This is a genomic window from Pseudomonas sp. 31 R 17, from assembly GCF_900004915.1.
Lineage (GTDB): Bacteria > Pseudomonadota > Gammaproteobacteria > Pseudomonadales > Pseudomonadaceae > Aquipseudomonas > Aquipseudomonas orientalis_A.
Genome location: NZ_CVTN01000039.1, coordinates 36318 through 52844 on the forward strand (window position 1 = coordinate 36318; position 16527 = coordinate 52844).

A 16527-nucleotide genomic window follows, 5' to 3' on the forward strand; every position below is an offset into this window, starting at 1 on the left:
TAAATCCAGACTTTGCCGCAAAAAAAAAGGCCCCGCGTGTGGGCGAGGCCTGTGGCGTGTGCACCGATCGGCGGTTACCAGCCGTGGCGATAGTAGCCGTGAGGCGGGCCATAGTAGCCATAACCCCGTGGCGGGCCGTAATAGACGGGCGCCGGGCGGTAATAGACCTGTTGCTGCACGTACACCGGCGGTGGCGGCGCGTAGTAGACCGGCGGCGGAGCGGCATACACCGGCTGCGGCTGCACGTACACCGGTTGTTGCTGTACATAGACCTCACGAGGCTGGCTGGCAACCACGGAGCCGACGACGGCTGCACCGACAATCGCACCCAACACGGCCGGGCCGCCCCACCCACCACCGTGAGCGGAAGCTTGGCCTGCCATAGCGAGTGCGCCAATAAGCAAAGCAATCCTGGGGACTTTACGCATCATGATCTTTCCTCGGTTAGCCCCTGCGCTTGTGGTCTGCAATCAATAGACTCAAGGATTGTCGCGGGGATACTTTTAAGACAACGTATTTCTAAAAAACAGCACAGCCAATAGGTAAAGGTTGTGTAAGGTCTGTACCGATTTGCTTACCTCAAGGAGTTACCCATGCAGATGCACCCCAACAAGGACACCCGGCTGTGCATGTCACTGTCGGCACGTCCCGGAAATTTCGGCCTGCGTTTCCATAACCATCTGTATGAGCAACTGGGCCTGAATTTCTACTATAAAGCCTTCAGCAGCCAGGACTTGCCTGGCGCGATCGGCGGCATACGAGCGCTGGGCATTCGCGGCTGTGGTGTGTCCATGCCGTTCAAGGAAGCTGCCATCGCTTTAGTGGACGAACTTGACGACTCGGTTCAAGCCATCGATTCGCTGAACACCATCGTCAACACCGATGGCCGTCTCAAGGCCTACAACACCGATTACATTGCCGTCGAGCAGCTGCTGAAAAAGCACCAGGTGCCCAAAGATTCGAGCTTCGCCCTGCGCGGCAGCGGCGGCATGGCCAAGGCCGTGGCCAGCGCCTTGCGCGATGGCGGTTACGCCAAGGGTGTGATCGTGGCGCGCAACGAAGCGGCGGGCAGGGCCCTGGCGCAGAACCTGGGATACGCATGGCAGGCTGAGTTGGGCGAGTTACGCCCGCAGCTGCTGGTGAATGTGACACCGATCGGCATGAGCGGCGGGGCGGAAGCGGATCAGCTGGCATTTGCGGCCGAGGCCGTGGACAACGCCGAGACGGTGTTCGATGTCGTCGCGATCCCTGCTGAAACACCCTTGATCGTGCGTGCGCGGGCCAAGGGCAAGCGGGTGATTACCGGGCTTGAAGTGATTGCGATCCAGGCGCTGGAGCAGTTTGTGCTGTATACCGGCGTGCGCCCTACGCAGGAGCAGTTCCAGGCGGCGGTGGCCTTCGCCCGGAGCTGACGCCCTGTAGGAGCGAGCTTGCTCGCGAAAGACTCACTGGCACCGCGTTCATTCAGAAAACACGCGTTATCGTTGACGTTTTTCGCGAGAAAACTCGCTCCTACAGACGGTGTGTACGCTTAACTGACTGGCATTAGCGCAAGATTGAATCTCGTCAGGCCTGTTCCAACTGTGTCAGGCGTTCTTCCAGGGCGGCAATCCGCGCTTCCAGCTCTTCAATGCGCTCGGCGCCGACGGCCGCGCCGCCACGCTCCACCGGGTTCCCGCGCGCGGCAATAATCGCTTCGATATCCGCCGGGTCGCCCAGCGCATGGGTATACCGATCCTCGCGCTGCCCCGCCTGGCGCGGCACCAACACCGCCAAGCCGCGGGCAATCAGGCGTTCGAGCTGATGCACCACTTGCTCGGCGTCCTCAAAGTCATGCATGCGCCCGCTGCGCGTCAGCAACTCGTTGACGGTCTGCGGCCCGCGCAGGAACAACAGTCCGATCAGGATGACCTGCGCCGGTACCAGTTCCAGCGCCTTGTCGACGCGGTGTTCCCAGCGGTCGGCGCGGCTGCCCATGACCAGCCGGGTAAAACCCTGGCCTTCCAGTACGCGCAGGCTTTGGCCAACCTGGCCCTGGCTGAGGTTGGTCACCGGTTCGCGGCTGGTCTTCTGGTTACAGGCCAGCACCAGGGCGTTAAGGGTCAGGGGGTAGGTTTCCGGGTTGGTCGCCTGCTTCTCGATCAGGCAGCCCAGGACGCGGATTTCCGTGCTGTTCAGGCGCGGCTCAGAAGTGTCGGTGTCGTGCTCGGCGGTCATCGCGCGTTCCCTATGCAGTGAATCCACTAGCCTAAGCCGGAAAAAATAAAAGACAAGCGGCAGGCATGGCTATAATCGTCGCTGGTTCCAACCCTGCCATTACCGTGAGACTGACATGACTATTTCCCTGTATGCCGCTTCCATCCCAGTCTTCAAGCAAATGCTCAACGCCCTGAGCGATGTGCTGAACAAGGCCGAAGCCCACGCCAGCGCCAAAAACATCGAGCCGAACGCCTTGCTGCAGGCGCGCCTGTTCCCGGACATGTTCCAGCTGGTGCGCCAGGTACAGATTGCCGTCGACTTCGCCAAAGGTGTCAGCGCGCGCCTGGCCGAGATTGAAGTGCCCAAGTACGAAGACAGCGAAGTCACCTTCGCCGACCTGCAAGCGTTGATCGCCAAAGTGCTGGCCTTTGTCGACACCATCAAGCCTGAGCAAATCGACGGCAAGGAAGGCATCGAGATCGTCACCCGTCCGGGCACCCCGAAAGAGAAGCGCTTCAGCGGCCAGTCCTACCTGCTGACGTACGGCCTGCCGCAGTTCTTCTTCCACGTCACCACCGCTTACGCCTTGTTGCGTCATAACGGCGTGGAAGTGGGCAAGCGTGACTACATGGGCGCTTTCTAAGCCCCCACAAAAAAGCCCGGGAGCGTTCTTCAATGAACGGTCCCGGGCTTTTTTATGGCTGGTGTTCAAGCCGGCTGTGCATCCTTGTCCAAACACGCCGCTGCGGTGAACAACACATCGGTGGACGAGTTGAGCGCGGTTTCCGCCGAATCCTGCAATACGCCGATGATGAAGCCGACAGCCACCACCTGCATGGCAATCTCACTCGGAATGCCGAACAGGCTGCATGCCAGCGGAATCAGCAGCAGCGAGCCGCCGGCCACGCCCGAAGCCCCGCAGGCACAGATGGCCGCGACCACGCTGAGCAGTACGGCGGTAGGCAGGTCCACGGCGATGCCCAGCGTATGCACGGCTGCCAGCGTCAGTACAGTGATGGTGATTGCCGCACCGGCCATGTTGATCGTGGCGCCCAGGGGGATCGACACCGAATACGTGTCTTCATGCAGGCCCAGGCGTTTGCTCAACGCCAGGTTCACCGGAATATTCGCCGCCGAGCTGCGGGTAAAGAACGCGGTGATACCGCTTTCGCGCAGGCACAGCAGCACCAGCGGATAAGGGTTGCGACGCAGTTTCCAGAATACGATGGCCGGGTTGATCACCAGCGCCACAAACAGCATGCAGCCGATCAATACCACCAGCAGATGGGCATAGCCGAGCAGGGCGCCGAAGCCGGAGGTGGCCAGGGTCGAGGCGACCAGGCCGAATATCCCCAGCGGGGCGAAGCGGATGACTACGCGTACGATCAGGGTCACACCGTTGGACAGGTCGTCGAGCACCGTGCGGGTGGTGTCGCCTGCATGGCGAATGGCAATGCCCATGCCGATGGCCCAGGCCAGGATGCCAATGAAGTTGGCATTCATCAGCGCGTTGACCGGGTTATCCACCACGCTGAGCAGCAGGCTTTGCAGCACCTCGCCGATACCGCCGGGGGCGCTGACGGTGGCGTCATGGGTAGCCAGGACCAGGGAAGACGGGAACATCATGCTGGCAACCACCGCGACCACGGCAGCGGCAAAGGTACCCAGCAAATACAGGAACAGGATCGGTCGGATATGGGTTTGCTGGCCGTGTTTATGATTGGCGATGGACGCCATCACCAGCACGAACACCAGGATCGGCGCGACAGCCTTCAGGGCCGTGACGAACACTTTGCCGATAAAGCCGCTGGCCTTGGCGGCCTCTGGCAGCAACAGGGCCAGCAGAATGCCGGCGATCAGGCCGATGATGATTTGGGTGACCAGGCTGACGCGCATTAAACGTTGCAGCAGAGAAGGGGCAGCAGTCATAAACGGTTGTCTCTAGTTTTTTTAGTGGGCACAGCATTGCAGGGAGAAAGTACTGTAGGAAGCAGGCGCAAAGTCTAGCATGCTGTAGGACGAGTCCCGTTTGCTGCGTCATTGCGTCACCGCCACCGTCGGATTTGCCAAATCGCGCCCGCAGCGTGCTCAGGGCAGGGCGGTAAACAGTTCGCGCCGGGCGCCTTCAGTAATCGCCACGATGCCCGGGTGCTTGACCTTGCGCTCCACCGAGATGGCGTAAAACGATTCGGTCACCGCGTCGGTCTGGCCGATCAGTGCCACGCCGTACTGGCGCACCACTTCATCGGCGATCACGCTGGGGGCGATAAAGATGCCGCTGCCGGATTGCCCGAATGCCTGCATCAAGGCGCTGTCGTCGAACTCGCCGATGATCCTGGGTTGGATCTGCTGATCGGCGAACCAGCGCTGCAAACGGCTGCGCACCACGGTCTCCGCGCCGGGGATCAACAACGGTGCGCCGTGCAAACACGCCGGGAACGCGCCGCCATGTTGCTCGGCCAACGCGTGGGTGGCAAAAAAGCTGATGCCGCATTCCCCCAGCTTCTGGCTGTAGCCCTTGATGTCCAGGTGAGTAGGCATCGGGCTGTCGGAAATCACCAGGTCCAGGCGCTGGATCGCCAGGTCGGCCAATAATCGTTCGAGTTTGTCTTCACGGCACGTGATGCGGATCGGTTCGCTCAGCTCCATGGTGGGCGCGATCAGGCGGTACACGATGGACTTGGGCACCACGTCCGCCACCCCGACGCGAAACACAATCTGCTGCTCATTGGGCTGCGCGCGCAGCATCGCCTCCAATTCATTGCCGGTCTGGAACATCTGCTCGGCGTAGGGCAGGGCCTGGCGCCCGGCTTCGGTCAGCTCCAGCTGGCGCCCTACGCGCTGGAACAGGGCGATGCCAAAGGTCTGTTCCAACAGGCTGATCTGCCCGCTGATGGTTTGGGGCGTGAGGTTCAGTTGTTCGCAGGCGCGCACGATGCTGCCCGTCTTCGCCACCACCCAGAAGTAATGCAACTGTCGATAATTGAGCATCACCGTCTACACTTCGTAAAAACCGAAGTATACCTGAGAAAAATACGAATTTTTCTGAACTGTTCATCTGCATAGAATGCCTCGCTATCGCGGGGCCACTATTTGGCCCCAGGGGTTCTAACGAGGAATACATCATGAAACTCAATTCCCTGGGCGCGGCGTCGCTGCTTGCGCTTTCATTGGTGATGATCAGCGGTTGTGATCAGGTCGAGAAAAGCGCGCAGCAGGTGCTGGGCAAGGCCACCGAATCGGCCAAGCAAGCCATCGATGACACCCAGAAGGCCGCCGAACAGGCATTGAGTGAAGCGACCCAAGGCTTGATCAGTCCGCAAAAAAAGGATGACCCGGCAGAAAAAGACGCTGAATCGACCACCCAAGAAACCTAATTTCCCAGCACAACGTCAGGACTGACCTATGGATTATCTTTTACAACTGGCCGCCAGCCCCACCGCGTGGATCGCGCTGGCCACCTTGATCGTCATGGAAATCGTGCTGGGCATCGATAACCTGATCTTCATCTCGATCCTCACCAACAAACTGCCCGAGCAGCATCGGGCCAAGGCGCGGCGCATTGGCATCAGCATGGCGCTGATATTGCGCCTGGGCTTGCTGAGCACCATTGCGTTTATCGTGCAGCTGACGGCGCCGGTGTTCGAAGTGTTCGGCCAGGCCTTTTCGTGGAAGGACATGATCCTGATCGCCGGTGGCCTGTTCCTGGTGTGGAAGGCAACCACCGAGATCCACCACAGCATGGACCCGGCGCCCGAAGAGAAAGCCAGCGTTGGCAATACGGTGGCCATCGGCTTTGCTGCCGCCATCGGGCAGATCCTGCTGCTCGACCTGGTGTTCTCCATCGACAGCATCATCACGGCAGTGGGCATGACCGAACACTTGCCGATCATGATCATTGCCGTGGTGACCTCGGTCATCGTGATGCTGGTGGCGGCCGAACCCTTGGCCAAGTTCATCAACGACAACCCGACCGTGGTGATGCTGGCCCTGGGTTTCCTGATCATGATCGGCATGACGCTGATCGCCGAAGGCTTCGGCGCCCATGTACCAAAAGGCTACGTGTATGCGGCCATGGCGTTCTCGGCGGCAATCGAATGCCTGAACATTGCCCGACGTAACCGGCACGCGCGTTTGCTTGCTGCCCGGCAGTAACGCTTGACCTGAAAAGCCGGCCGCGTTCATTAGAGCGCGGTTGGCTTTTGGCTATCTGGTAGAATTTTCCTACACGATAGTCAGAGGTTTCCCATGAGCGAGCAGATTCGACTTACGCAGTACAGCCATGGTGCGGGTTGCGGTTGCAAGATCTCGCCTCAGGTGCTGGAGGTGATTCTGGCCGGCAGTGGCGCACAAAACCTCGATCCCAACCTCTGGGTGGGCAACGCTTCACGCGATGATGCGGCGGTTTACGCCATCGACGACGAACGCGGCGTGGTATCCACCACGGACTTTTTCATGCCGATTGTCGACGATCCCTTCGACTTCGGCCGCATTGCCGCCACTAACGCCATCAGCGACATCTACGCCATGGGCGGCGACCCGTTGATGGCTATTGCCATTCTTGGCTGGCCGGTGAATGTGCTGGCGCCGGAGATCGCCCGCGAAGTGATCCGCGGTGGCCGTGCGGTGTGCGACGCTGCGGGCATTCCGCTGGCGGGTGGGCATTCCATTGACGCGCCGGAACCGATCTTCGGCCTGGCCGTGACCGGCATCGTGCAAAAACGCCATATGAAGCGCAACGACACCGCCACCGCAGGGTGCAAGCTGTACCTGACCAAACCCTTGGGCATCGGCATCCTCACTACTGCCGAAAAGAAGGGCAAGTTGCGCGAGGCCGACATCGGCCTGGCCCGCGACTGGATGTGTACCCTCAACAAACCCGGTAGCCGCTTCGGCAAGCTGGCCGGGGTGACTGCGATGACCGATGTCACCGGTTTCGGCCTGTTGGGCCATCTGGTGGAAATGGCCGACGGCAGCGACCTCACGGCCCGCATCGAATATGCAAAAGTCCCACGCTTGCCAGGCGTCGAGTACTACCTGGACCAGGGCTGCGTACCCGGTGGCACCTTGCGCAACTTCGACAGCTACGCCAGCAAGGTCGGGCGTGTGCAGGAGCTGCACAAGCGCGTGCTGTGCGATCCGCAAACCAGCGGTGGCTTGCTGATCGCCGTCACGCCCGAAGGCGACGCCGAGTTCCACGCGGTGGCCGCTGAACTGGGCCTGGTCCTCGAGTCCATTGGCGAACTGCTTGAGCGACAGACCAACGCGGTAGAGGTGATTTGATGGCGACTGATATCACCGATTACCGCGACATTTTCCTCAACGACCGGCCGATGATGGATACCCGCGCGCCGGTCGAGTTCACCAAGGGCGCGTTTCCCGGCGGGGTCAACCTGCCGCTGATGACCGACGAAGAGCGCCAGCGGGTCGGCACCCGCTACAAGCAGCAAGGCCAGCAAGCTGCAATTGTCTTGGGCCACGAGCTGGTGTCGGGGGCGGTCAAGGCCGTGCGTATCGAGCAATGGGCACAGTTCGCCCAGGCCAATCCACAGGGCTACCTGTACTGCTTTCGCGGCGGGTTGCGCTCGCAGATTGTGCAGCAATGGCTGAAAACCGAAGGGGGTATCGAGTATCCGCGTGTCGGTGGTGGCTACAAGGCCATGCGTACTTTCCTATTGGATACGTTGGACCAGGCGACTGCCCATTGTGATTTTGTGCTGCTTGGCGGCATGACCGGCACCGGCAAGACCGAAGTGCTCGGTCAGTTATGCAACGCCCTGGACCTGGAAGGCCATGCCAACCATCGCGGCTCCAGCTTCGGCAAGCGCGCCACGGCGCAGCCTTCCACTATCGACTTCGAAAACCGCCTCGCGGTGGACGTGCTCAAAAAACGCGCGGCGGGCATCGAACAGTTCGTGGTCGAGGACGAGAGCCGCATGATCGGCAGCTGCGCGCTGCCGCTGCCGTTGCACAAAGGTATGCAGACATTCCCGATGGTGTGGCTCGAAGACAGCGTTGAAGGTCGCGTCGAGCGCATCCTGCGCGATTATGTGGTCGACCTGTGCGCCGAGTTCATTGAGGTATTGGGTGAAAATGGCCAGGCACTGTTTGCCGAACGTCTGACCCAAAGCCTTGCCAATATCCATAAGCGCCTGGGCGGCGAACGCTTTCAGCGGCTGCAGGCGATTTTGCAGGACGCCCTGGCGGAACAGGCACGCAGCGGGGCAGTGGACCTGCACCGCGTGTGGATCGAAGGCTTGTTGCGCGAGTATTACGACCCGATGTATGCGTTTCAGCGTGAAAAGAAAGGCGCGCGGATCGAGTTCGCCGGGGAGCAGGGGGCGGTGGTGGAATACTTGCGTGAGCGTAGTGTTCGGCGCAGTTGATTGGCAGGTTTCAAAGACCCCTTCGCGGGCAAGCCTTAAGGATTTTTTGTAGGGGCGGCTACCGCCAGCGCACCTACGCCGGCAAAGCCTGGCTGCTACCGGTGGCAAGCAAGGTGCAGGCGCGTTCGCAGCTGTACGCGCGGCAATATGCCGGATGCAAGGATGAGTTGGGGCGAGGGGTCTGGAGCCGGTTCTGGCATTGGTTGTAAAGCACTGCGCTGGATGCATGCAAATCAAAATGTGGGAGGGGGCTTGCCCCCGATGGCGCAGTGTCAGCCACTGATGTTGCGACTGATGTACCGCTATCGGGGGCAAGCCCCCTCCCACAGTAAATGGCGGTACGGCGACGGCCGCGAAAGGGTCGTCAGCCCATTTGAAATCTAAAGAATCACCGCCCCGATCAGCCCGCACACCACTCCCATCAGCATGGTCAGCCCGGCCACCGTCACCAGCACCCGCGCATCGAAATCCTTGCGCAGCATCAGCAGCGACGGCAGGCTTATGCTCGGCAGGGTCATCAGCAAGGCGACGGCCGGGCCGGTGCCCATGCCCAGGGTCATCATGGTTTGTACGATGGGAATCTCGGCCGCCGTAGGAATCACGAATAACGTGCCGACTATCGCCAGCGGAACCAGCCACACAAGGCTGTCGGCCATCGCCCCGTCCACATGGGGGAACAGCCAGACCCGTGCCGCGCCGAGGATCAGCACCGCGAGGATATACACCGGGATGGTGCTCCAGAACAGCTGCCACAACGTCCGTAACCAGCGCGTCAGGAAGGGTTCGGACTCAGCAGTGCTGACCTCGGCCACGGCCTCCAGCGCCGCTTCCGGCACTTGGTCCGGGCGCGCAATACGCTGCGCGATCAATGACACACCCACCACCAGCACAATCCCCGCCACCAGCCGCAACGCGGTAAAGCCCCAACCCAGCACAAAGCCCATGAACACCAGCGTGGCCGGGTTCAACACCGGGTTGGCAATCCAGAACGCCAGCGCCGCGCCCACCGACACCTGCTGACGGCGCATGCCTGCCGCCACCGGCGCCGCGCAGCAACTGCACATCATCCCCGGCAAGGCGAACAGCCCGCCACGCAGGGTCGAGCCCAGCCCGGCCCGGCCAAACAGGCGCAGCAGCCAGTCGCGCGGGATCAGCACTTGCAGCAGCGAACCGAGGATCACCGCCAGCACGGCGGCTTTCCAGATCGCCAGGAAATACACCTGGGCATAGGCCAGCGCCGCCGCGAGGGGCGAGCTTTGCTGGTCATTGAGAATCGAGGCCCCGATGCTGTGGTTGTCAGCCGCGACAAAGGCCTTGAGGTAGTAGGGCGACCATTTCACGTAGTAGAGGCCGACGCAGGCCACCAGGAGAAAAAGCGCAGGTTTGCACCAGAACGACCAGCCCCGGTTGGGCTGGGCAGAAGGGAGGTTGGACATGAAGATGTTCCGCCGATGAGTCAATAGCGCAGCATCATACGCGCCTGACGCTCAACCTTCAGATATCTGCGCTGACCTGGGTTGGATCCGGGCAGGTTTGCACACCATTATCGAGCCCCTGCTTGTAGTTGCGGCTGAGCAGGGAGGCCTTGCCGTTGTGCCAGGTGAGTGTCAGCACGTACAGCGAGTCATAGTCGTTACCGGACCAGTCTTCGGTGATGGTGTGCTTTTCGCCCGCCGCTTCACTGGCGACTTTGTTGATCAACTCCGGCAGGTAACCGTGGGACCAGGCGGTGTAGATCGTGGCGTTGTGGTACTTGTCTTCGACCAGTTCATCGGCCAGGGCGCTGGTGTCGTTTGCCGAGAACTTGATGTTGACCGGCAGGCCCAGCTTGATTGCGCTGGGGCTGATGGTCATCAGCGGGCGAATGTAGCTGTAGGAGTTGTCGTGCTCACCTTCCTCGACATTGCGCGTCGGGTTGGCGGCGAACACGAAATCGGCCTTGCCGAATTTTTCCGGCAATACGCTGGCCAGGTTCATCGCACGGTTCAGGCCCTGGCAATTGAGTTGGCCCAGGCCCCCGGCAGGTTTTTCGCCGTGGCGCAGAAATACCAGGGTTTGCACGCCGTCTACCGGTTGCGCGCGGCTTTCACGGGCATCCAGTGCCGTGACAATACCCGCCGTGACCAGCAGCAGCGGTAACATGATGTATGAATAACGTTTGATGTGTTGCACAAGGCGCAGAGGCTTGATCTTCATTAGGTTCGAGTCTTCTTGCGTCGGGTTAAGGCTGACAGGCCCGGCCCAGTGGCGCGGTGCGCGTCTGAGGGTGTTCCATGTCGGTATAGCCAGGTGCCTCCATTCACCGAACAAGCGCACTTATGAGTGCATTCGGGCATTTTGGTTCGCCCACGGGGATTCTAGCCAGGCAATGTTGCTCGATGATGACGCATGCACGACGCCGGGCAGATGACTATCATGGGGATTTTCCGCTCAGGAACTTCCTCGATGAACGCACTCGCCGCTTTCCCGATCAACAGCAAATGGCCCGCGCAGTACCCGGAGCGCCTGCAACTGTACTCGCTGCCTACGCCCAACGGTGTAAAAGTCTCGATCATGCTCGAAGAGCTGGGCTTGCCTTATGAGGCGCACAAGGTCAGCTTCGACACCCAGGACCAATTATCCCCCGAGTTCCTGTCGCTGAACCCCAATAACAAGATCCCCGCAATCATCGACCCCAATGGCCCCAGCGGGCAGCCGCTGGCGCTGTTCGAGTCCGGCGCGATCCTGATTTACCTGGCGGAAAAGACCAGCCAGTTGCTCGCCGAAGACCCGGCCACTCGCTACGAAACCCTCCAGTGGCTGATGTTCCAGATGGGCGGGATCGGCCCGATGTTCGGCCAGTTGGGGTTCTTCAACAAGTTCGCCGGCAAGGCCTATGAAGACAAGCGCCCGCGCGACCGTTATGCCGCCGAGTCGCGGCGCTTGCTCCAGGTACTGGAAAAACGCCTGCTGGGCCGCACCTGGATCATGGGTGACGATTACAGCATCGCTGACATCGCCACCTTCCCCTGGATTCGCAACCTGATCGGTTTCTACGAATCGGGCGACCTGGTGGGCATCGCCGATTTCCCTAATGTACTGCGCGCGCTGGACGGTTTTGTCGCACGCCCAGCGGTGATTCGTGGCCTGAATATTCCGAGCTGAGCATGCCGATTTTCGATTTCAAACAACTGGATGTCTTCAGCCGTGTGCCGCTCAAAGGCAACCCAGTTGCCGTGGTGCTCGGGGCCGACAGCCTGACGGACCAGCAGATGGCCGACTTCGCCAAGTGGACGAATCTCAGCGAAACCACGTTTTTGCTGACGCCCCGTGACCCACGAGCCGACTACCGGGTAAGAATTTTCACAACTTTGCAGGAACTGCCGTTTGCCGGGCATCCGACCTTGGGCAGTTGCCACGCGTGGTTGCAGGCAGGCGGTGTTGCGCTTGGGCAAGAGATCATTCAGGAGTGCGAAATCGGCCTGGTACGCATTCGACGCGAAGGCGACGAGCTGGCGTTCATCGCGCCACCGCTGTTGCGTTCCGGCGTTGTCGAGGCATCGCTGCTGGAGCGTGTGCGCGTGGGGCTGGGCCTGGCGCCCGGCGCTATTGTGCGCAGCCAGTGGGTGGATAACGGCGCGGGTTGGCTGGCGGTGATGCTGGCTGATCGACAGGCTGTGCTGGCGCTGCGGCCTGACTACTCGCAGTTGCTCGGACTGGCGGTTGGCGTCATCGCGCCCGGCACAGGGGACGACGCACAGTTTGAGGTGCGCGCCTTCATCGCCGGCGACGGTGCTCAGGAAGACCCGGCCACCGGCAGCTTGAACGCCGGGCTTGCCCAATGGCTGCTCGGCGAGGGCCTGGCGCCGGAGCGCTACGTGGTCAGCCAAGGCACCGCCATGGGGCGAGCGGGGCGTATTCGCATCGAGCGCCAGGGCAGTGAAATCTGGGTGGGCGGCGCCGTTGCCGTCTGCATCGAAGGGCATTTACAGCTCTAGATCAATGCAATTGTTACGTGCTGCGCAATACACTGTTGGCCCCTCGGCATTTGTGCCGCCGGGGCTTGGGGCATAAGCTTTGGCCCCAAAGATTTCAGCCACTTTTTCAGGAAAGCCATGACCAGCCAGTTCCCCCAAGCCCGCCCCCGTCGCCTGCGCCGCTCTCCGGAGCTGCGTGGCCTGTTCCAGGAAAGCGAATTCACGCTCAACGACCTGGTGCTGCCGATTTTCGTCGAAGAAGAAATCGACGATTTCGTGCCGATCACCAGCATGCCGGGCGTGTTGCGTATCCCTGAGAAAAAGCTGGCCGGCGAGATCGAGCGCTATGCCCGTGCCGGCATCAAGTCTGTGATGACCTTTGGCGTTTCCCACCACCTGGACGCCAGCGGCAGTGATACGTGGAAGGAGCGCGGCCTGGTCTCGCGCATGTCGTCGATCATCAAGGACGCCGTGCCGGAAATGATCGTGATGTCCGACACCTGCTTCTGCGAATACACCGACCATGGCCACTGCGGCGTGATGCACGGCGCCCACGTCGACAATGACGCGACCCTGGTCAACCTCGGCAAACAAGCCGTGGCCGCCGCCCGCGCCGGTGCCGACGTCATCGCGCCCTCGGCGGCGATGGATGGCCAGGTCCAGGCCATCCGCCGCGCCCTGGACGATGCCGGTTTCACCCACATCCCGATCATGGCCTACTCCACCAAATTCGCCTCGGCCCTCTACGGGCCGTTCCGCGAAGCCGGCGGCAGCGCCCTCAAGGGCGACCGCAAAAGTTACCAGATGAACCCGATGAACCGCCGCGAAGCCATACGCGAATCGCTGCTCGACGAGCAGGAAGGCGCCGATGCGCTGATGGTCAAACCGGCCGGCGCCTACCTCGACATCATCCGCGACATCCGCGAGGCATCGCGCCTGCCGGTGGCGGCGTATCAAGTGAGCGGCGAGTACGCGATGATCAAGTTCGGCGCACAGGCAGGGGCGATTGACGAGGATCGCGTAGTGCGCGAGACCCTGGGCTCGATCAAGCGGGCGGGGGCGGATTTGATATTTACGTATTTTGCGATGGATTTGGCGTTGGCGGGGATTTAAGGGCGCTGAATTAATCTGCCTGTGGCGAGCGAGCGTTCTCGTCACAGGTAGAGGCGTGCAGAAAGGCAATCAATTGAGTGTGGTATCAGGCGATCAGTGAAGTGGCTTCTTTTTGACGTCCTGTATTAATCGAACCTTGTGCGAGAACCAGTACTTCTTTTAGTGCGTCAATTGATTGCGCAGTCAGTGTTAACGCTGGCAGGTCCCACTCGTAGTCCCTGACAACCCTGATTTGAAAGTGGCCATTTGCGTCGAACGAAGGATACCAACCCACATCTATGAGGAAACCGTCTGGATATTCCACCTGCAGCATGTCCTCTTTCAGATGGTGAGCTTGATGCTCAATCGCGCAATCCTGCAACATAGATAGCTCATCGTAAGTGATTTTGCCTTTTAGGAAGTCTAACGAGATCATTTGGTTAGTCTCCGAAATTCTTGCTCTGAGATAGGATGGCCATGAATTGTTCCAGCACTCAATTCAATGCGTATCCAACACTGGGTAGGCCATCGCTGGCGCCGATGCTTTGAGGGTATCCGTGGGGATTTAAGGGCGCGGCCCACTAAGCCCATCTGTGGCGTTTGGGGCGGCGACGCTAGACGCTCTGCCTCACAAGTATCGTTTTGATAAAGAGCGAGCAAATCAGCCCGCGCTTTCAGTTTTTTCAGTCATCATTTCTTTTGTTTGAACATCCGCTGAATTTATTCATTGAGTAAGTAGGTGTCGAATTTTTTCACGATATGGTTCAACCATAGTAGACCTGATGCCCACTCGTTTGGGTAGTAGTAATAGCAGTACTGCTCATGTAGCAAATTATCCAAGAAGTTGGATTCGTTTGTATAGGAGTCGATCAGCTCTAGAATTTCATTTTTTACGGTGATGGTTATGTCTCTAGATGAGTCTAATAGAAATTTATCAATGACCTCGTCTGCTGTGGCGTGTTCATCTACCCAGTCCTGATGAAAGTAAGCTCCAAAAAATTGTTGAAGTTCAGTTAGTTGTTTGTTCATTTTTCTATTGGGTATCCTGTCAGTAAAAGGTAACCATCTGGCATTTTGGGCTTTCGAATTAGAATGAGTAAAAATTTATAAACAGGTATGGAATCTGTAGTGCCTCTTATAACGCTCAATCCTACGGGTTGGCTCGATTGTTCTCTAATAATATGCTTGTCCTTCGTTCCTTTTAGGAATTTTGATATTTCTTGGCTACGCGAGGCCAAGCTTTTGGATACAAGAGCTTCTGCGTCGTCTAGGGTTTTGAAGGTAGATGCGGCAGGTATATTTGGTTCCGCCTCAAGCCGTTCTACCAACTGAGAGTCAGTCTGTTTTACGTGTTTCCTGATCAGGTGACCACCCGCTTTTTCATGCGAATTGAGTAAGCTATTGGATTTTTTTTTGTTGGGTCGCTTACTTTTGAGCCAGGACAAGTGCCAACCTTACAGCTAAGCCCCAGCGGATCAACCCACCCTGTAGGATTCGGTGCGTACTGGTATGCATTGGCCCCACCCGCCAGCTTCACAGGGTCCGGCGTCAGGTAACGACCGATATTCGGGTGGTAGTAGCGATGCCGGTTGTAGTGCAGGCCACTTTCCTGGTCGTAGTACTGGCCTTGGAAACGTAGCGGGTTGTCGATTTTGCCTACGTCGAGGCGGCTGATTTCGCCATAGGCGCGGTAGTGGGCGGACCAGACGATGTCGCCGTCGGGGTTGGTGAGTTCCTGCGGTGTGCCGAGGTGGTCGAGTTGGTAGTGATAGGGCGTGGTTTCTTCCGGCCCGAAGCTTTCCAGCAGTGCCAGCGGACGGAAGCTGTCGGGTTCGTATAGGTAGCTGCGATGGCGTTCCGCATGGTGTTCGGCGATCAGCTTGTCGCCTTGCCAGAAGAACTCTGTGGTTTTCTCTTCTATGGTTTTGCTGATACGTCGACCAAACGGGTCATAGCGATAGCTCGCGGTTTGGCCGTTGGGCTTGGTGACGCCGATCAGCCGGTGCTGGCAGTCGTAGCGGTATTCGGTGACGAGTGAATGACCTTTGCCGCGCCGTTCTCTTATTAGATTTCCAAAAGCGTCATAGTCGTAATGGTGATCGCCTTGGATCATCAGGCGATTGCCAGCCACGATATCGGGGCCCGGCCTGTCTTGCATAAGCAAATTGCCGGCGGGGTTGTGGCCGAAACGCTCCTGTACGTCTTGCGAGTGATCGGCGCGGGTCAGGCGGTTTAGCGGGTCGTAGCGGTAACGGTGTTCGCCTTTGCGGGTGTCGAGCAGGCGGGTGAGGTTGCCGGCTTTGTCGTAGTCGTATTGGCGTTGGTAAAGGTGGTTTCCTTGCTGGGTGACGGCGTGGGCGTGCAGGCGGTTTTGGTCGTCGTAGTGGTAGTGGCTGAGCAGTTGGCCTTGTTGGCGTTGGTGTTCGCGACCTGCATGGAACAGGTGGGAGGTCAGCAGTGAGCCATTTAGCTCGACGGTGGCCAGGTGGCCGCCTTTGTCGTGGTTGAAGGTCAGACAGTTATTATCCGGCAGGCGTAAATGCTGAAGTTGGCCGCAGGCGTCATAGCCATAGCGCAAGGTGCCCCAGCCCTGATGTTCAGCAGTGAGACGGTTTTGTTTGTCGTACTCGTAGGCCAGCGCCCAGTGGCCGTCTTCGACGCTGAGGAGGTTGCCCTGGCGGTCGTAGGTGTAGTCGACCGTATTGCCATCGGGGAGGGTTTTTCTTACAAGACGACCGGCGTGGTCGCGCTCGTATTGGGTAACCAGCTGACTATCGTCGTCGCCGTGTTCGGTCTTTTCCAGCAGGTTGCCGTTGAGGTCGTAGGCGTAGGCGGTGCGTTGGCCGTCGAAGCCGGTTTCCTGTCGGATCAGGCCGTTGGGGTGGTAGTCCAGT

19 protein-coding genes and 1 pseudogene are annotated in these 16527 nt (G+C 59.5%); 10 read left to right on the forward strand and 10 right to left on the reverse strand.

Features of this window, described 5'->3' with window-relative positions:
- Positions 1-74 precede the first annotated feature (74 nt).
- Positions 75-428 carry a hypothetical protein gene (locus BFP89_RS03295; protein ID WP_065884089.1) on the reverse strand — a complete coding sequence of 118 codons (354 nt, stop codon included), beginning with the start codon at positions 426-428 and terminating at the stop codon, positions 75-77.
- 165 nt (positions 429-593) lie between these two features.
- Here BFP89_RS03295 and BFP89_RS03300 point away from each other — a divergent pair, with 165 nt between their 5' ends.
- Positions 594-1412: a shikimate 5-dehydrogenase gene (locus BFP89_RS03300; RefSeq protein WP_065884062.1), complete on the forward strand. Its 819-nt coding sequence runs from the start codon at positions 594-596 to the stop codon at positions 1410-1412.
- 154 nt (positions 1413-1566) lie between these two features.
- Here BFP89_RS03300 and BFP89_RS03305 read toward each other — a convergent pair whose 3' ends face one another.
- Positions 1567-2217, reverse strand: coding sequence for a YceH family protein (locus tag BFP89_RS03305; protein WP_065884064.1), 651 nt, complete (start codon positions 2215-2217; stop codon positions 1567-1569).
- Between the two features lie 115 nt (positions 2218-2332).
- Between BFP89_RS03305 and BFP89_RS03310 the strand changes: the two genes are divergently transcribed.
- Entirely contained in the window at positions 2333-2842 is a 510-nt protein-coding gene (locus BFP89_RS03310) for a DUF1993 domain-containing protein (protein WP_057726249.1), read from the forward strand.
- Between the two features lie 65 nt (positions 2843-2907).
- Here the strand turns inward: BFP89_RS03310 and sstT are convergent, their stop codons facing one another.
- The gene (sstT, locus tag BFP89_RS03315; RefSeq protein WP_065884065.1) at positions 2908-4128 is read right to left on the reverse strand and encodes a serine/threonine transporter SstT; all 1221 of its coding nucleotides are present in this window, start codon (positions 4126-4128) and stop codon (positions 2908-2910) included.
- A 159-nt stretch (positions 4129-4287) separates the two neighbouring features.
- The gene (nhaR, locus tag BFP89_RS03320) at positions 4288-5190 is read right to left on the reverse strand and encodes a transcriptional activator NhaR (RefSeq protein WP_065884067.1); all 903 of its coding nucleotides are present in this window, start codon (positions 5188-5190) and stop codon (positions 4288-4290) included.
- A 134-nt stretch (positions 5191-5324) separates the two neighbouring features.
- Here nhaR and BFP89_RS03325 point away from each other — a divergent pair, with 134 nt between their 5' ends.
- The 5 genes and pseudogenes from BFP89_RS03325 to BFP89_RS29205 form a co-directional block, all read left to right on the forward strand.
- Positions 5325-5576 carry a hypothetical protein gene (locus tag BFP89_RS03325; protein ID WP_065884068.1) on the forward strand — a complete coding sequence of 84 codons (252 nt, stop codon included), beginning with the start codon at positions 5325-5327 and terminating at the stop codon, positions 5574-5576.
- Positions 5577-5604: 28 nt separating this feature from the next.
- Positions 5605-6354 (forward strand): TerC family protein, encoded by a 750-nt coding sequence (locus BFP89_RS03330; RefSeq protein WP_065884069.1) that lies wholly within the window; start codon positions 5605-5607, stop codon positions 6352-6354.
- Positions 6355-6447: 93 nt separating this feature from the next.
- Positions 6448-7482: a selenide, water dikinase SelD gene (gene selD, locus BFP89_RS03335; RefSeq protein WP_065884071.1), complete on the forward strand. Its 1035-nt coding sequence runs from the start codon at positions 6448-6450 to the stop codon at positions 7480-7482.
- The gene (mnmH, locus tag BFP89_RS03340; RefSeq protein WP_065884072.1) at positions 7482-8585 is read left to right on the forward strand and encodes a tRNA 2-selenouridine(34) synthase MnmH; all 1104 of its coding nucleotides are present in this window, start codon (positions 7482-7484) and stop codon (positions 8583-8585) included. Before selD ends, mnmH begins: the two co-directional genes overlap by 1 nt.
- A 53-nt stretch (positions 8586-8638) precedes the next feature.
- A pseudogene (locus BFP89_RS29205) lies at positions 8639-8794 on the forward strand (hypothetical protein); the annotation flags it as partial.
- 171 nt (positions 8795-8965) lie between these two features.
- Here BFP89_RS29205 and BFP89_RS03345 read toward each other — a convergent pair.
- Positions 8966-10021, reverse strand: a complete 1056-nt coding sequence (locus BFP89_RS03345; RefSeq protein WP_065884073.1) for a permease — start codon at positions 10019-10021, stop codon at positions 8966-8968.
- A gap of 58 nt (positions 10022-10079) precedes the next feature.
- Entirely contained in the window at positions 10080-10781 is a 702-nt protein-coding gene (locus BFP89_RS03350; protein WP_065884075.1) for a histidine phosphatase family protein, read from the reverse strand.
- Positions 10782-11030: 249 nt separating this feature from the next.
- Between BFP89_RS03350 and BFP89_RS03355 the strand changes: the two genes are divergently transcribed.
- From BFP89_RS03355 to hemB, 3 genes are all read left to right on the forward strand, one after another.
- Positions 11031-11729, forward strand: a complete 699-nt coding sequence (locus BFP89_RS03355) for a glutathione S-transferase N-terminal domain-containing protein (protein WP_065884076.1) — start codon at positions 11031-11033, stop codon at positions 11727-11729.
- Between the two features lie 2 nt (positions 11730-11731).
- Positions 11732-12562, forward strand: coding sequence for a PhzF family phenazine biosynthesis protein (locus BFP89_RS03360; protein WP_065884078.1), 831 nt, complete (start codon positions 11732-11734; stop codon positions 12560-12562).
- Between the two features lie 117 nt (positions 12563-12679).
- A complete protein-coding gene (hemB, locus tag BFP89_RS03365; protein ID WP_065884079.1) occupies positions 12680-13654 on the forward strand; it encodes a porphobilinogen synthase in 975 nt (324 codons plus the stop codon).
- Positions 13655-13739: 85 nt separating this feature from the next.
- On the opposite strand, the gene BFP89_RS03370 is transcribed toward hemB, so the two are convergent.
- The 4 genes from BFP89_RS03370 to BFP89_RS03380 all read right to left on the reverse strand — a co-directional run.
- Positions 13740-14069, reverse strand: a complete 330-nt coding sequence (locus tag BFP89_RS03370) for a hypothetical protein (RefSeq protein WP_065884080.1) — start codon at positions 14067-14069, stop codon at positions 13740-13742.
- A gap of 284 nt (positions 14070-14353) precedes the next feature.
- Positions 14354-14662, reverse strand: coding sequence for a contact-dependent growth inhibition system immunity protein (locus tag BFP89_RS03375; RefSeq protein ID WP_065884081.1), 309 nt, complete (start codon positions 14660-14662; stop codon positions 14354-14356).
- Positions 14659-15078, reverse strand: a complete 420-nt coding sequence (locus BFP89_RS29210) for an RNase A-like domain-containing protein (protein WP_370671197.1) — start codon at positions 15076-15078, stop codon at positions 14659-14661. The genes BFP89_RS03375 and BFP89_RS29210 overlap by 4 nt, the downstream gene beginning before the upstream one ends.
- A partial coding sequence (locus BFP89_RS03380) for an RHS repeat-associated core domain-containing protein (RefSeq protein ID WP_256097311.1) occupies positions 14994-16527 on the reverse strand: 1534 nt, incomplete at its 5' end. The genes BFP89_RS29210 and BFP89_RS03380, both read right to left, overlap by 85 nt.

Excerpts from the sequence above, each read along its gene's own strand:
- BFP89_RS03345 (WP_065884073.1), bottom strand. The coding sequence starts at position 10,021 with ATGTCCAACCTCCCTTCTGCCCAGCCCAACCGGGGCTGGTCGTTCTGG.
- mnmH (WP_065884072.1), top strand. The coding sequence starts at position 7,482 with ATGGCGACTGATATCACCGATTACCGCGACATTTTCCTCAACGACCGG.
- BFP89_RS03330 (WP_065884069.1), top strand. The coding sequence starts at position 5,605 with ATGGATTATCTTTTACAACTGGCCGCCAGCCCCACCGCGTGGATCGCG.
- BFP89_RS03355 (WP_065884076.1), top strand. The coding sequence starts at position 11,031 with ATGAACGCACTCGCCGCTTTCCCGATCAACAGCAAATGGCCCGCGCAG.
- BFP89_RS03295 (WP_065884089.1), bottom strand. The coding sequence starts at position 428 with ATGCGTAAAGTCCCCAGGATTGCTTTGCTTATTGGCGCACTCGCTATG.
- selD (WP_065884071.1), top strand. The coding sequence starts at position 6,448 with ATGAGCGAGCAGATTCGACTTACGCAGTACAGCCATGGTGCGGGTTGC.
- BFP89_RS03370 (WP_065884080.1), bottom strand. The coding sequence starts at position 14,069 with ATGATCTCGTTAGACTTCCTAAAAGGCAAAATCACTTACGATGAGCTA.
- BFP89_RS03350 (WP_065884075.1), bottom strand. The coding sequence starts at position 10,781 with ATGAAGATCAAGCCTCTGCGCCTTGTGCAACACATCAAACGTTATTCA.
- BFP89_RS03300 (WP_065884062.1), top strand. The coding sequence starts at position 594 with ATGCAGATGCACCCCAACAAGGACACCCGGCTGTGCATGTCACTGTCG.
- BFP89_RS03375 (WP_065884081.1), bottom strand. The coding sequence starts at position 14,662 with ATGAACAAACAACTAACTGAACTTCAACAATTTTTTGGAGCTTACTTT.
- BFP89_RS03325 (WP_065884068.1), top strand. The coding sequence starts at position 5,325 with ATGAAACTCAATTCCCTGGGCGCGGCGTCGCTGCTTGCGCTTTCATTG.
- BFP89_RS03305 (WP_065884064.1), bottom strand. The coding sequence starts at position 2,217 with ATGACCGCCGAGCACGACACCGACACTTCTGAGCCGCGCCTGAACAGC.
- sstT (WP_065884065.1), bottom strand. The coding sequence starts at position 4,128 with ATGACTGCTGCCCCTTCTCTGCTGCAACGTTTAATGCGCGTCAGCCTG.
- BFP89_RS03360 (WP_065884078.1), top strand. The coding sequence starts at position 11,732 with ATGCCGATTTTCGATTTCAAACAACTGGATGTCTTCAGCCGTGTGCCG.
- hemB (WP_065884079.1), top strand. The coding sequence starts at position 12,680 with ATGACCAGCCAGTTCCCCCAAGCCCGCCCCCGTCGCCTGCGCCGCTCT.
- BFP89_RS03310 (WP_057726249.1), top strand. The coding sequence starts at position 2,333 with ATGACTATTTCCCTGTATGCCGCTTCCATCCCAGTCTTCAAGCAAATG.
- nhaR (WP_065884067.1), bottom strand. The coding sequence starts at position 5,190 with ATGCTCAATTATCGACAGTTGCATTACTTCTGGGTGGTGGCGAAGACG.